The following is a 14,738-nucleotide window of genomic DNA, read 5'->3' as shown; positions in this document are numbered from 1 at the left end:
CGGGCTGATTCATGGGGACACACTTTCCGTTCGGCCGCGGACATCGATCGGTCCGAGTCGACCGGATGATCGGCGGTGAACGTGACGAGGTTTGCCGGATTCGAGCCGGTAGGACCGGCCGGGACCGATTGTCAACAAACGCGATGGGCGGTTCGCACCGCAGGAATTGCCACGGGGGTGAGCAGATATCGATGGCACGCCATGACCACGAGGATAGCGGCGACGCCGATCGCGGCAGCCGGGCTCATCGCATCGTCGTCCGCGGCCGCCGATATTGCGCGCGACGGCGACCTCACCGGGCCGCGCTACAGGTCGAGGCCACCGTCCTCGGCCTTGTACCCGTCGCCGACCCGGCCGGTGCCGCGCCGACTGCGGTAGCGGTGATTGTCACAACGAGTACGGCCGAGTTCGCGCGCCACGCGATCGGCGCGCTGCTGCACGGTCGGCTTTTCCTCGACACGATCATTGCGGCGGAATACTGCGAACAGACGGCGGATGTTCATATCTCCGACCCTTCGTCCACCGGAATCGTAGTCCGGGCGAACCGGCCGAACGAGCCCCGAATTCACCCGGCAACATCCGGAATTTCGTTGGGCCACAGCCGTTCCGGCGTTGCTACCGTCCTGCCCGCACCCGATGCCGGAAACTCTGTGGCATCGCCTGGGACGTCCGGCTACCATGTCCAGCACGGGAGGGGCGGGTGCTGGTATCCGCTTGGCTGTGCGGCCGTTCGATCCCACGGGTGAACGGGGGGTGCCATGACAACTCGCGAAGAACACGAACGCGCCGCCGCGACAGGCGATGTCGAGGCGATGCACGATTTCGGCCAGTTCCTCGAACGGTCGACGCCACCCGACATCCCCGGCGCATTGGACTGGTACGGGCGGGCTGCCGCGAGCGGACATCGCTGTGCGATGAACGATCTCGGACGGCTCGCCGAAGCCGAGAATCCGCCCGACCTGAAGTCCGCGCGCGAATGGTACGAGCGGGGAGCGATCGCGGGCGACGCCACGGCCATGTACAACATGGCCGGACTGCTGGCCGACCGCACGACTCCACCGGACCCGGCCGGAGCGCGCCCGTGGTACGAGCGCGCGGCCTCGGCCCAGTACCAGGACGCCTACTTCAAACTCGCCTACCTGCTCGCCGAACGTCTCGATCCCCCGGACCCCGCCGCCGCGCGCAAATGGTACGAGAAGGCCGCCGAGCACGGCGATGCCGTGGCCATGTACAACATCGGCCAGCTGTACCGATACACCCTGCAACCCAACGATCCGGTCGCCGCGCGCCACTGGTACGAGCGCGCCGCCGCCGACGGATACACCAACGCGAAATTCACTCTCGGCCTGATGTCCGAGGCCGGCAACGACGTGCCCGACGCGCTGCTGTGGTACGAGAAGGCCGCCGCGGACGGCCACGCGGGCGCGATGAACAACCTCGGCACACTGCTCGAGGTCAAGGTGGACAAGCCGAATCTGCCCGCCGCCACCGAGTGGTACGAACGCGCCGCCCTCGCCGACAATCCGAATGCGAAAACCAATCTCACCCGGCTGCGCGGTGACGGCGACGCCGCGCCCGCAGGGCCGAGTGTCGAACGAACCGTCCTGCCCGACCGCGTGGTTCGCGCGACAGGCGGCATCCCACCGAAATCCGGGGCGGACTCGTCGGGCATCGGAGCGGCACTCGATGCGCTGGTCGAGGATACTCCCTACCGGCACAACCCTTTTCGGCTCGCCGGATTGCAGACCGATGCCGATTCCCGTCAGGTCCGCAAGCGCGTCACCGAACTGGAGGCGGCCGAGAAGCTCGGCGCTGCGCTGACCCGGACCACCGCCCTGGCCGTATCGCCTGCGCCGGATGCCGCCGATGTGAAGGCCGCGCTCAACCGTCTGCGCGAGCCGGTGAATCGCCTTGTGCAGGAACTGTTCTGGCTGTGGCCGTGCACCGATGACGATCCTGCGCTCGCGGCACTGTTCCGCGACGACACCGCCGCGGCGGAACAGATCTGGCTGGACCGGATGGGCCAGGACGCGATCGCGGCACACAACATCGCGGTGCTGCGGCACATCCAGGGACTCGAGACCTCGCGCGGTCAGGCCGCCGAAACCTGGCTCGACGCCCTCACCGCCTGGGGTTCGGCCGTCGGCGCCGACGCGGTGTGGAATCGGTTGCGGGACCGCGCCTCCCGCATCGACGATCGCCGACTCGATACCGCCGCCGTCGACGAGTTGCGCGGCGCGCTACCGGCGATGCTGCTGCGCATCCAGGCCGCACTCATCGTGAACGCCACGGCGGAGGACGATTTCGCGGCCGCCGACCTGCACATCACCGTGCTCGACCGGTTCGCCGACCAGGTGGAGACCCATCCGGGCGGATTCGACGCCGGAGCGATCGACGATGCCCGCGGCTGGGCGGTCCGCAAGCTTGCCGCGCGCCTGAAATCGATTGCGGACGAGGCACATCGGGCCGGATCCCAGCGCCCCGCCGAGGCGGCCCAGGCCGTGCACCGGATGCTCGATCGCGCCCGGGTGCCGCTGCGGGTCATCGACCGGCTGCGCCCGCCGACCGATCCGCTCGGCGCCGGTGCGCACGACGATATCGTCGGCACCGCGATCGTCTGCGATATCCAGCACTACAACGAGGTCAGGGATATCGCATCGAGTGTCGCGATGCTCGAGCGGCTCGGTCCGATCGCCACGACCACGGCCATCCGCGACCGCCTGGCCAAGGAGTGGTCCGCCGCGGCGACGCTCCAGGTGGACAAGCTCTGCGCCGAGGCCCGCTCCAGCACCGAAGCGAACAAGAAGCAGGGCCTGCAGGCCGCGCGCGATCTGCTGGACCGAACCCGGTTGCCGTTGGCCAGAATTCGCGCGGGTGAGGATCCCGGCGGTGAGCGGATCGCCCGCGCGCAGGACCATATCGCGACGACAGCCACCTCGTGTGCGGTGTCCTACTGCAACGACACCGGCGATCTGGAGTCCACCGAACAGGTGCTGCACCGGATCCAACCGCTACCCGTCGGCGGCGAGACGCGCACCTTCGTGCAGGAACAGATCGCGGTCCTCGCGGGCATGCTGGGCGAGCGCAACGCGGCGGCCCGACTGCGGAACACCTGCTGGTTCTGCCAGGACCGGCCCGCGACACAGGGACAGCACTACCCGTTCGGTCTGCACCGCGACGTGACGTACTCCGGGAACACCAAGCGCTGGCGCACACTGACCGTCGAGGTGCCGCGCTGTGACCGATGCCGCCAGCTGCATCTCCCCGATGAGACCAAGCGCAGGCAGCTCGGCACCGCCGTCACCCTCGCCTCGGTGGGCGCGTTCTTCAGTCTGATCTTCGGTTTCGCCGTGCATCCGCTGTTCGTCATCACGGCGATCTGCGTGATCGTCGCGATCGGCGCCGGAATCGCCAAGCTGTCGCTGGGGACCGATGGGGTCGAGAACCGGGCAATGACATACCCACCCCTGACCGAATTGCTGGGCCAGGGCTGGCGAAAAGGCGAGCGGCCCGCATAGCCGCCCGATGAAGGGGAGAATCTGTATGGCGGACAAGGATTTCCGGCCACTGCTGGCCGATCTGGCAACTGGTGTCTGGCGGTTGAGCAACAAGCTCGCCGACACCGACGCCGACGCGGATCCGGCGAAACTGCTACGCGCGGTGACCCGCCAGGTCACCTCGATGGCGGATGCACTGGCCGAGGCCGGGATCCAGGTGCAGTCCCATACCGGCGAACCGTTCGACGGCGGTCAATCGGTGCAGGTGATCGCGTACGCACCCTCGGCCACCGTGGACCGCGAGCGGGTCGCCGAGACGATCATGCCCACGGTGTACGCCGACGGCCGGGTCGTGCAGATGGGCCAGATCATCGTGGCCACACCGGAGTCGGCGGAACAGGAATCCTGAGCTCGCGCACGCGAATCAGAACGGGTGTCACCACGTTGTGGCACAACCATTTTCGGAGGAGATATGGCACGGTCGACGGTTGATTTCGGAATCGATCTCGGCACCACCAACAGCGCCATCGCCGTCCTGCACGGCGTCGACGCGGAGGTGATCAAGAACAACGAGGATTCCGACACCACGCCGTCGGCGGTGTGGATCGACAAGCGCGACCGGTTACGGGTGGGCCGGGCCGCCAAGGACCGCAGCGAGTCCGATCCGGACAACACCACCTCGGAGTTCAAGCTGCGGATGGGCACCGCCCAGGAGTCGGTGCGTTTCGCCGCCAGTGCACGCGAACTCACCCCGCAACAGCTCTCCGCCGAGGTGCTCAAGACGTTGTGCGCGGATGTCGAACAGCGACTCGGCGAGAATATCGAGGCCGCGGTGATCACCGTCCCGGCCGCGTTCGACATGAGTGCCTGCGATGCCACCCGCGCGGCCGCCGAGGCCGCGGGCCTGCGTTTCTCGCCGCTGCTGCAGGAGCCGACCGCGGCCGCGCTCGCCTACGGTTTCCAGGCCACCGACGACAATGCCCGCTGGCTGGTGTACGACCTGGGCGGCGGCACGTTCGACGCCGCGGTGATCCAGTTGCGCGACGGCGAGTTCACCGTGCTCAACCACCGCGGCGACAACTATCTGGGCGGCAAACTGATCGACTGGCGGATCGTCGAGGAGTTGCTGATTCCCGCGGTCCGGGAGGAATTCGGGCTGTCCGATCTCACTCGCGGGGCGGCCCGGTGGCGGCCGGTGGTGAACAAGCTCAAGCTCGCCGCGGAGAAGGCGAAGATCCAGCTCTCGCGCGCGCCGATGGAAACGATCGAGATCGAACTCGACGACGGCGCTGGCGAGAGGTTCGAGTTCTACTACGAATTGCAGCGCACGGATGTGGAGCGGCTGGCCGAACCCCTGCTCACCCGCTCGGTCAACCTGTGCCGCAAGGCGCTCGACGAGTCGCACCTGTCGCCCGGCGACATCGACAAGCTGATCCTGGTCGGCGGCCCGACCCTGTCGCCCTATCTGCGCGAACATCTCACCGATGCGACTCGCGGCCTGGGGATTGCGCTGGACACCAGCCAGGACCCGCTCACCGTCGTCGCCCGCGGTGCGGCGATCTTCGCAGGGACACAACGGATTCCGCAGCTGTCCGCACCGGTGGCGGTGCCCGGTGGCTTCACCGTCCAGCTGGAGTACCAGCCGGTCGGACCCGATCGCGAGCCGCTGGTGGTGGGCCGTATCTCCGGGACCGACGCGGGCGCACTGGACGGCGTGGCCGTCGAGCTGGTCAACGCGGGGGCGCAGCCGCCGTGGCGCAGCGGCAAGATTCCCGTCTCCGACACCGGCGTGTTCACCACGACGCTGTGGGCGGAAACCGGTCGCGCCAACACCTTCGAGCTCGAGCTCACCGATGCCGCGGGGCGTCGTCGGGAGATCACCCCCGCCACGCTGACCTACACCGTCGGCGCGGTCGAGACCCAGCCGCCGCTGATCCATACGATCAGCGTCGGCCTGTCGGACAATACGACGATCCAGTTGATCGAGCGAAACACTCCGCTCCCGGCGCGCGCCCGCAAGCGGCTGCGCACCTCGGTCGCGGTCCATTACGGCGCACAGCGCACCGGACTGATCCGAATTCCCGTGCTGGAGGGCGAATATGCCCGCGGTGACCGCAACCGCACGATCGGTCATCTGGATATCACCGCCGATCAGATCGAGCGCAGCATCCCCGAGGGCAGCGATCTGGAACTGACCCTGGAGATCGACGCCTCGCGCATCCTGCTCGCCCGCGCCTATCTGCCGTATCTGGACGCCGAATTCGAGAACGTCATCGATCTGCACACCGAATCACGTCCGGACGCAACCGCATTGCGCCGCAACACCGAGGCCGAGTTGCAGCGGCTCGACCAGGTCCGCCAGCAGCACGGTGAGTTCGGCAATCCGACCTCGGAGCTGCTGCTGAGCCAGCTCGAGCAGGAGCAGACGGTCACCGACACCCAACATCTGGTGGCCGCGGCGGCCACCGACCCGGATGCGGCCATCGCCGCCGAACAGCGGTTGCGTGATCTGCGTGCGGCGATCGATCAGGCCGAGGACGAACTGCTGTGGCCGAGTCTGGTGGCGCGGGCGAAGGAGACGCTCGAATACACCCGCATGCGCGTCAACGAGTTGAACGACGATATGTTCCGGCGCGAATTCGACCAGCACGAGGTCGCGATCCGCGAGGCGATCGACTCGCACGAGCCGGATCTGTTGCGGCAGCGCACTTCCGAGCTGGCGTCGATGGTGCGGCGGATTCTCGATCGCACCGGCGAGTTGCAGATCCTCATCTTCGAGGAACTGATCAAGTACCGCGCCGAGATGGTCGACATCGTGCTGGCCGATCGGCTGATCGCCGAAGGGCGCGCGGCTCTGGACGCACAGGAGATCACCCGGCTGCGCAATATCAACACCCGGCTGCGCACGCTGATGGCCGATCCCCCGCCGGAGCCCGATCCGTTCAGCACGATCCGATCGCTGTGACGGTTCGATCGCGGTGACGTTCCGGATGCCCTGTGCCCCAGCGCATCCGGAACGCATTTCCGGTGAAGCGGGCCGAATTCCGTTCGGCCCGCAGTCGGTTACTGCGGTGCACCCAGGCAGAGATAGGTTCCGAGGATCTCGCCCGGCGACTGGTAGGAGTACGTGGCGATGACGCCGGATACGTTGTCGCACAGGGTGGACAGGCCCACGCTCCGCAACACCTTGTATTTGGCGTCCGGGCTGGTGCAGTCGACGACCCGGACCTGATTCGCACCGGTCTCCTGCAGACAACTGCCGACCTCGGCGTTGTCCACCGTGCGCGAGGTGTCCGCATCCTTGGCCGCCAGGCAGAAGGTGACGCCCCTGCCGAGTCCGGCGCCGATGCCCTTGGTGACCTTCAGCTCGAAGCTGTAGGTGCGTTCGGTGCCTCTGACGTCCTTGCACGCCATGTTCAGCCCGATCATGCTCTCGGTGTCGCGGGCGAGAACCCGGTAGCGAGCAGTCGCGTCGGTGCAGTTCACCTTCTGCACCGAGGAACCGTCACTGCCGGTCAGACAATCGCCGATCTGCGCGACATTCACCGCGTGCGCGGGATCCGCACCCTTGTCACCGACGCACACGTAACCGTCGTCGTCGCTGTAGTCGTACTCGGTGCCCGCGACATCGATGCAGTCCCCGTGCGGGTGACCGGATCCCGCCCGATCGAGCACGACATAGGCGGCGGCCGAATCGGAACAGGACACCTTGTCGAACGAATCACCGTTCTTCTTCAGACAATCCCCGTGCTGCACCGAGCCGCTGACACTGCTGCATGCGACGAGAAATCCGATCCCCGGAAGCATTGCGAATAGAACTGCAGCACAACGTATTACCGACCACAGCCGCGCCCGCCACGGAATATCTCCAGCCTCGATCATGCCGACACCTTCGGCGCACCAGCACAATCGGAGGTGTTCACGATCGGGCTCACCACGCCACGACGATGAAAATGCATTCGGTTGTAACCCCCGCGCTCTGAACCTCACCCTGCCGAGTGAGCCACGTCATCCTGACGGCACAGGAGATTACCGACCTGTCGACAACCGCAGCCACCCAATTCCACCGGGCCGCATCCAGTCCCCCGATACCCACGGTACGAGGACCGGTGAGTCTCCGGGATCGTGCGCGCACGATGAGGCAGCCGCTACCGGATCAGGTGCTCGATGACGCCGATGCCGTCGATCTCGAGGCGGAGTTCATCGCCGGGGGCGAGCCATCTGCCGAGTTCCATCCCGCTGCCGCCGGGGAGCGTGCCGGTGGCGAACAGTTCGCCCGGGTAGAGCTGTTCACTCCGGGAGACGTGCGCGATCGCCTCGGCGATCGAGTAGCGCATATCGCTGGTTCCGGTGTGCGCGAGGGTATTTCCGTTGATGCTCACCGTCGCGGTGAGCCGGTCGAGACGATCGGCGACCGCCACGCCCGAGACCGCGGTGGCGGACATCGACGATATGAAGTGTTTGGACCGCTGCGGGCCGAATCCGGACCGCATCTCCGCCAATTGCACATCGCGAGCGGAGAAGTCGTTCACCACGACCACCGCACCGATCGCAGCCGCGGCCTCCTCGACGCTCGCGTCACGCAGCGGCACGGACAGCACCACGCCGAGTTCCAGCTCGAAATCCAGTGCGCGACTGTAGGTCGGGAACCCGACGGGCGTGCCGGACGGGACGACGGTCAACGCATTCGACATGTAGTAGATCGGCTGGCGATACCACAGCGCGTTCGGGCGGAATGCGGGAAATGTCCGCCGCGTCAACGTTTCGTAGAGCTGTCCGACCCGATACCCGGCAGGCACGAACCGCCGAGCCAGACCACGCGCGGCATCGATGGCATGCTTCTCGAAAAGCATGAAGTCCCGAAACGACACCGGGCACACCGGCAGCACCACATCCCCGTCGCCCAGTCCCAGACCTTCGTACCGAGCGACTTCGAACTCTGCCGACAATGCCGTCGGAATCACGAAAGCACCTTCGGCACTGGCAGTTTCGACGTTACTCCAGCCGGGGCCGCTATCGATCTGCGGCATGATCCGCCGCGCGGCGAGATCGAGCACCCGCCGCAGCCGCGGTGGCGCAACGGGCACCCCCTTCTCCGCCGCATCGTCCGTAGGACTCATGACATCTCCGTTCCTCAGCTCGGCACCGAAGCTACCCGGCCGAGGCTAATCGGCGGTGGAGGTGCGGAGTATGCCGTCCTCGTCGACGGATTCGCTGAAGTCCTCCCAGTCGAAATTCGCGATCGAGAGTTGGAGGACGGCATCGAGCAGGGCGTGCGGGGTGGCACGGAAGGAACGGGGCTCATCTTGCTTTTCCGCCGGCTCCGGATCGAGCTCGGTGACGAGTACGGGATGCTCGGGCGAGGCGAGCGTGACCGCATCCACGGTCAGCACGACCGCGTGCATATCCACTTCCGACAACATCGTGGCCAGGTCGGCGCCGGTCCAGCCGTCGAATTCGGGCAGGGCGACCAATGTGCCGTCGAGCACGACTTCATCGTCCCAGTACTTGCGAAGCCGGGTGATATCGCGCCACGCCCTCTCCCAGGCGTCGTCGTCGGAGAAGTCGGTGCGCACGATCGGGGTCGACCGGGTGTTGAACACCGCTTCCAGCGCGGCGGGAGTGAGCGGACGCGCAGGGGCGACCGGTATGGCGTCGGGACCGTCGAAAACGTATCGGCCCGCGCGCCACAGCACCTCGCCGGCGTCGGTGCGGAGCCGGATCTCGCCGCCCGGCACGACGACGAGGTGGTCGGCCGGGCCACCGAGTTCCTCGAGCACAGCACCCTGCGCATCCCGGACCCGCAGGAATCCGTCGTCGTCGAGCGCGAGTTCGGCCGCTTTCCGGACCGAATCGGAGACCCACGCCTGATACCCGTCGGGCTCGAACAGCCGAATCCCGTTGCCCGGCTGCTGGGACAGCACAGCGCCACCGTCCACAGAGGTCAGGGACTGGCCGCGCAGAGTCTGCCCTCGTCGCAGCATCTCGCCGCGCGGCGGGGTGTGCCCGGTCCCGGTGCAGGGCGCGTGATCCCCGATCTGCCAGACGGCCGTTCCGGCGGCGTCCAGCAGGGCCAGGGCGCCGTCGTCCTGGACGGTCAGTTGTGCCACACCCCTGTCAGCGGTGCCGGACCGCCAGACCGATGCGCCGCACGACGTCCGCAACACCAGGTCACCGTCGAGCGTCAGATCGAGCCAGCCGTCGCCGATCCAGTCCGTGCCGGTCGCCCACACGGCGGTGTGCGTGGCGTTGCAGTAGAGCACCAGATCTCCGTTGTCGTGGTGCAGCAGCGTGTGCGAGCCGGACGGAGAGGTCAGGGATTGGCGACGAAGACGCGACCCCGCGCCCAGGGCCGGACCGTTGTGATCGTGTGGCCGCGCGGGTGGCGGGACCTCGGTCCACGCCTCGGACCTGGTGCGCCACAACATGTTTCCATCGACGTCCAGCAGGCATACCGCGAACTCACCATCCTCCGGCCTGGGCAACCAGGTCAGGACCGCGCCGTCCTGCTCCATCCACTGCGCGAGTGCAGCGGTGGCGACGAGATACGACATGTTCTTCTCCGCGCCGCGCAGTGAGCCGTCGGGGCTGCGCTCGATCCGGTGCGTCACCTCACCGCTGTCATTTCTACGGTGGAGTGGACGTTCGGGGGTGATCCGGGCGACCGGTGCGGAATCCTCGAAGGCCGATTGCGCAGTGGTGGAATCGTTGTCGACGTCGTGCGAATTCACGCAACGATTATCAGGTATCGCGACAATCGTTGCCAGCCAACGCGATAGGCGGTTGGAGAGCTCAGCCGCGAACCCGCTGACGCAGGAACAGCGCGGCTCGGTCGAGCGCTTCACCGGCCTCGTCGAGTGCGTGGGTGAAGGACTGGAAGACGTGCGGCACCTTGGCGGTGATGTCGAGGATGACGTCGACGTCGGCATCGGCGGCGCGCAGGGCGAGTCGGCGGGCGTCGTCGAGGAGTAGCTCGTTCGTGCCGACCTGCACCAGGATCGGGGGCAGACCGGTGAGGTCGGCGGTGACCGCGGGACTGAGCAGAGGGTTGCGGCGATCCTGGTCGCCGACGTAGAGACTGCTCAGACGATCGATGCCCGCCCTGGTGAGCAAGGGGTCCGCCGCGGCCTTCGTCTGCATGCTCTCGCCGGTTCGGGTCGCGTCCACGCCCGGGGAGAACGCGAGGATCGCCGCGGGCAGGGGCAGTCCCGCGTCGCGGGCGGCGAGTGCGCCCGTGATGGTCAGGCCGCCTCCCGCGGAATCGCCTGCGAAAGCGATGGATTCGGGAGCGTTCCCCTGTTCGAGGAGCTCCCGGTAGGCCGCGACGACGTCCTCGACATCGGCCGGGAACGGATGCTCCGGCGCCAGCCGGTAGTCCAGGGAGATGGCGGAAACCCCGGTCCTGACCACCAAACCTCCGGTGAGCCCCAGTGCCGTGCGCGGCGAGCCGACCACGTGCGACCCGCCGTGGAAGTACAGCAGGGTTCCAGGGCGAGCGCCGGCATCCGGGGTGACGCGCAACGCGGGGCGTCCGCCCAGTGAAATCTCCTGTACGCCAATCTCTTCCGGCACCGGCATCGAACTCATGAGGTTCACGAAGTTCGCCCGCGCCGCGGCGACGTTCTCCTCCTCTCCGACACCGCCGCCGCGCAGCTGCGCATCGAGGTGTTCCCGCTGAATTGTGGACATCGCCATTCCCTTCCGAGGTTGATTCCACTACAGTACATGCCATGGCAGATACTGCAAGAGAAGATCTTGCCGCCTTGGACACCCTGTTCACCGACCTGGTGCGCGCGGAGACGCGGCTCTACAACGCGGTCGCCGAACGTCTGAAGGGGCAGGCCGGTGTCGCAGCCGGACACTTCGAACTGCTCCGCTACGTCCGGGATCATCCGGACGCCCGCGTCGCGGATGTCGCCTCGACCTTCGCGATCGGCGTCGGAACGACCAGCAAGATCGTCGACCGGATGGAGAAGCAGGGCTGGATCGAACGCCGCCCGAATCCCGCCAACCGCCGCTCGTCCCTGCTCGCGCTGACCTCCGAGGGCGAGGCGGTCGCGTCCCGAGCCGAACCCATCTGGCAGGCGGCCATCCACGAGATCCTCGGCGCGGCCGTCTCACGCGATCAACTGACGATGCTTTCCGCGGCCTTCGACGCCCTGCGCGCGGACCTCGAGCAACGCAACCTCGGGCTCCCGACCGGATGAGACGAACCAGTAGAAACCGATCGCACGGGCGGCCGCTGGAGATCGAACAGGTTGCGGCCCAACTATTTCGGCGCGGTCACTCGAAACGCACCGGACTGCCTTCGCCCGCCGCGAACTCCGCCAAGGCGCGGGCTGTAGGAGTACCGGGTTCGGGGTGCAGCGCCAGAAGTTCGAGACCACCGGCACCCGCGTAACGGAACTTCTCGGCGAGCAGGGTCAGCGGTCCGGCGGTCGGATGGACGATCCGCACCTCGCCGCCGGTGGCCGCGTGCACATCGTGACGCGCCCAGAGTGTCCGGAACTTCTCACTCTTGACCGAGAGCTCCCCGATCAGCCGATGCAATCGCTCGTCGTCCGTATCCCTCCCGACCCGGGCGCGCAGGTGCGCGATCGCCGCGGCGGCGGTCTGCTCCCAGAGCGGGTTCATCTGCTGCGCCCGAGGATCGGTGAATTCCCAACGCAGCCGGTTGGTTCCCGGGATCATGCCCGGAATCAGCGCTTGTGCAACGGCATTGGCGGCCAGGACGTCACCGTACTCGTTCAGGATCACCGCGGGCACGGTGATGGTGCGCAGGAACAAGTCGAGGCTGTGCGGCACATGGTCGCCCGGCCGTTTCACCGTCCGCGGGGGTTTGCGTCCGGCCAGGGACATGAGATGCTCGGCGCTCTCCGCATCCAGTAGCAATGCCGCGGCCAACGCGCCGAGCACCGCCGGTGACGGCGTCCGGTCGCGACCGCGTTCGAGCCGGACGTAGTACTCGGTACTGATCTCGGCCAGCATCGCGACCTCCTCCCGCCGCAGCCCCGGAACACGACGAACCGAACCACCGACGGCAAGCCCCACCTCCTGCGGAGTCACCAGTTCGCGACGAGCGCGCAGGAACTGACCGAGGGCTTTGTCCATATCCACACGCTACGTCGACCGGGAATCCGCAGGGTGGCCGAATTCTTACCAGGGAACACACCGGCCTGCCACACCCGGCGAATCCCGGCCATGCTGGGCGACATGGCAGCTCAGAACTGGTTCATCACCGGCATCAACAGCGGATTCGGGCGGGAGATGACCGAACAGTTGCTCGCCCGCGGCGATCGGGTGGCGGGTACGGTCCGCACGCCCGGTTCGGTCGATGACCTGGTGGCTCGGTACGGCGAGGCCCTGCGGGTCGCACGGGCCGACGTCACGAATGCCGACCAGCTTCGCGCGGCCGCCGATGACGCGGCCACCGCATTCGGCCGGATCGATGTCGTCGTGGTCAATGCGGGCTACGGCCTGTTCGGGGCCGCGGAGGAATTCACCGACGAGCAGATCGAGCACCAGATCGACACGAACCTGCTCGGCTCCATCCGGACCGTTCGAGCCGTGCTGCCCCATCTGCGCGCGCAGGGTAGCGGCCGGATCATCCAGATCTCGTCGGTCGCCGGTCTGACCGCGAATGCCGGAGCCTCGATCTATCACGCGAGCAAATGGGGAGTGGAAGGTTTCGCCGAGGCGCTGGCCCGGGAAGTGGCGTCGTTCGGCATCGAAGTCACCTTGGTCGAACCGGGTGGAACTCGAACCTCGTTCTCGCACAGCAGTCTTCGGCTCGCAGAGCCCATGTCCGCGTACGACGGCACGCCCGCCGCGTTCGTCCGTGCGCTCCGGGGCGGGAACGTCCCGATTCCGGGGGATCCGGTGCGGATGGTCACCCGTGTCATCGATAGCGCCGACGAACGCCCCGCTCCCCCACGCCTCGTACTCGGCAGCGATGCGTATGCGGGAATCACCACGCAGTTGCAGTCGCGCCTGGATCAGCTCCTGCCGCAGCAGAAAAGCGCCGCCACAACGGATTTCACCGATGCGGAATCCCCGCAGGGCGTGCGCTGAGTTCGGCCGGATGCCTCACCGATTCTCTTGCAGCACAGCGATTCCGGACTGCAGCAGCGGCTCGACCGTCGCGCCGATGGCTTCGAAACCCTCGCCGACGGTCTGGCCGTTCAGGTGCCGGAAGTGGATACCTTCGCAGATCACCGCGAGTTTGAACGAGGCCAGCGCGATGTAGAAGCCGATATGCGAGAGGTCGCGGCCGCTGCGTTCGTAATAGCGTTCCAGCATTTCGGTTTCGGACAACTGGCCGGGTGCGGCGGCCGCATCGTTGATTCCGGCCAGCTCGAACGCACTCATTCGCTTGTAGACCTGCAGCAGACCGACATCGGTGAGCGGATCACCGAGTGTGGCCATCTCCCAGTCGATCACGGCGGCGATGCGATCCTGCTCGTCGACCAGGACGTTGTCGAGCCGGTAGTCACCGTGCACGATGCCCGTACTCGACTGCGCCGGAACATGTTTCGCGAGCAGAGCGTGCAATTCCTCGGCAGCGGGCAGATCCCGGGTGTACGAGGCGTCGAGCTGTTTCTTCCAGCGCCGGACCTGACGTTCCAGGAACCCCTCGGGCCGCCCGAATTCCGCCAGTCCGATCGCGGACGGCTCGACCCGATGCAGGGCGGCCAGGGTGTCGATCAGGTCGGCGGAGATGGCCCGGGTGCGTTCGACGCCCAGCGATTCGAGTTCGGCCGCGGTCCGATACGGGGTGCCGAGGATCCGTTCCATCACGTAGAAGGGCGCACCGATGACGTCGGCGTCCTCGCACAGCGCATACGCCGCGGGAACCGGAACATCGGTGTCGGCCAGCGCGTTGATCACCCGATATTCCCTGGTCATATCGTGTGCGGTGGCCAGCACATGCCCCAGCGGCGGACGACGCAGAATCCACACCGAGGTCCCATCGGTGATCTCGTACGTCAGATTCGACCGGCCACCGGCGATCAACCGCCCACGCAACGGCCCCGCCACCAGCCCCGGTCGCACATCACTCAACCATGCGGTGAGCCGATCCGGATCCAGCCCGGGTAGTTCCGCTTCGCCCGGCACCGCATCACCGTGTTCACTCATTCAGGCAGTGTAGAGCGGCGGGGTTGTTCACCTGACCGGGAATAGATGGCAAGCTGCGGGGTAGAGCGAGGAAACACAGCCCAGATCGGACCCAGTCGGATCCAA

General features: G+C 67.0%; 12 protein-coding genes. 5 read left to right on the top strand and 7 right to left on the bottom strand.

Features of this window, described 5'->3' with window-relative positions; all coding sequences use genetic code 11:
• Positions 1 to 305: 305 nt before the first annotated feature.
• Positions 306 to 503, bottom strand: a complete 198-nt coding sequence (locus ON40_RS40200) for a hypothetical protein (protein WP_040830781.1) — start codon at positions 501 to 503, stop codon at positions 306 to 308.
• Between the two features lie 255 nt (positions 504 to 758).
• On the opposite strand from ON40_RS40200, the gene ON40_RS48890 reads away from it, so the two are divergent.
• From ON40_RS48890 to ON40_RS40185, 3 genes are all read left to right on the top strand, one after another.
• Positions 759 to 3,518, top strand: coding sequence for a tetratricopeptide repeat protein (locus tag ON40_RS48890; RefSeq protein ID WP_051194337.1), 2,760 nt, complete (start codon positions 759 to 761; stop codon positions 3,516 to 3,518).
• A 25-nt stretch (positions 3,519 to 3,543) separates the two neighbouring features.
• On the top strand, positions 3,544 to 3,906 hold the full coding sequence (locus ON40_RS40190; RefSeq protein WP_051194336.1) for a hypothetical protein: 363 nt from the start codon (positions 3,544 to 3,546) through the stop codon (positions 3,904 to 3,906).
• A gap of 63 nt (positions 3,907 to 3,969) precedes the next feature.
• Positions 3,970 to 6,462: an Hsp70 family protein gene (locus ON40_RS40185; protein ID WP_040830780.1), complete on the top strand. Its 2,493-nt coding sequence runs from the start codon at positions 3,970 to 3,972 to the stop codon at positions 6,460 to 6,462.
• Positions 6,463 to 6,560: 98 nt separating this feature from the next.
• Here the strand turns inward: ON40_RS40185 and ON40_RS40180 are convergent, their stop codons facing one another.
• The 4 genes from ON40_RS40180 to ON40_RS40165 all read right to left on the bottom strand — a co-directional run bounded on the left by ON40_RS40180 (position 6,561) and on the right by ON40_RS40165 (position 11,186).
• Complete coding sequence (locus tag ON40_RS40180) at positions 6,561 to 7,253, bottom strand: LppU/SCO3897 family protein (protein ID WP_169541990.1); 693 nt, start codon at positions 7,251 to 7,253, stop codon at positions 6,561 to 6,563.
• Positions 7,254 to 7,645: 392 nt separating this feature from the next.
• Positions 7,646 to 8,617: a fumarylacetoacetate hydrolase family protein gene (locus tag ON40_RS40175; RefSeq protein WP_051194335.1), complete on the bottom strand. Its 972-nt coding sequence runs from the start codon at positions 8,615 to 8,617 to the stop codon at positions 7,646 to 7,648.
• 45 nt (positions 8,618 to 8,662) lie between these two features.
• Entirely contained in the window at positions 8,663 to 10,228 is a 1,566-nt protein-coding gene (locus tag ON40_RS40170) for a DUF6924 domain-containing protein (protein ID WP_051194334.1), read from the bottom strand.
• A 61-nt stretch (positions 10,229 to 10,289) separates the two neighbouring features.
• Positions 10,290 to 11,186, bottom strand: coding sequence for an alpha/beta hydrolase (locus ON40_RS40165; protein WP_040830823.1), 897 nt, complete (start codon positions 11,184 to 11,186; stop codon positions 10,290 to 10,292).
• A 41-nt stretch (positions 11,187 to 11,227) separates the two neighbouring features.
• Between ON40_RS40165 and ON40_RS40160 the strand changes: the two genes are divergently transcribed.
• Positions 11,228 to 11,704 carry a MarR family winged helix-turn-helix transcriptional regulator gene (locus ON40_RS40160; protein WP_040830778.1) on the top strand — a complete coding sequence of 159 codons (477 nt, stop codon included), beginning with the start codon at positions 11,228 to 11,230 and terminating at the stop codon, positions 11,702 to 11,704.
• Between the two features lie 76 nt (positions 11,705 to 11,780).
• On the opposite strand, the gene ON40_RS40155 is transcribed toward ON40_RS40160, so the two are convergent.
• Positions 11,781 to 12,608: a helix-turn-helix transcriptional regulator gene (locus ON40_RS40155; protein WP_040830777.1), complete on the bottom strand. Its 828-nt coding sequence runs from the start codon at positions 12,606 to 12,608 to the stop codon at positions 11,781 to 11,783.
• A gap of 102 nt (positions 12,609 to 12,710) precedes the next feature.
• On the opposite strand from ON40_RS40155, the gene ON40_RS40150 reads away from it, so the two are divergent.
• Positions 12,711 to 13,568: an SDR family oxidoreductase gene (locus ON40_RS40150; RefSeq protein WP_040830822.1), complete on the top strand. Its 858-nt coding sequence runs from the start codon at positions 12,711 to 12,713 to the stop codon at positions 13,566 to 13,568.
• A 15-nt stretch (positions 13,569 to 13,583) separates the two neighbouring features.
• On the opposite strand, the gene ON40_RS40145 is transcribed toward ON40_RS40150, so the two are convergent.
• Positions 13,584 to 14,633 (bottom strand): phosphotransferase family protein, encoded by a 1,050-nt coding sequence (locus ON40_RS40145; protein ID WP_051194333.1) that lies wholly within the window; start codon positions 14,631 to 14,633, stop codon positions 13,584 to 13,586.
• Positions 14,634 to 14,738 lie beyond the last annotated feature (105 nt).

Source organism: Nocardia jiangxiensis NBRC 101359, assembly GCF_000308615.1.
GTDB lineage: Bacteria > Actinomycetota > Actinomycetes > Mycobacteriales > Mycobacteriaceae > Nocardia > Nocardia jiangxiensis.
Note: the sequence above shows the minus strand (reverse complement) of the source record. Positions and strands in the feature narration are given on the sequence as shown.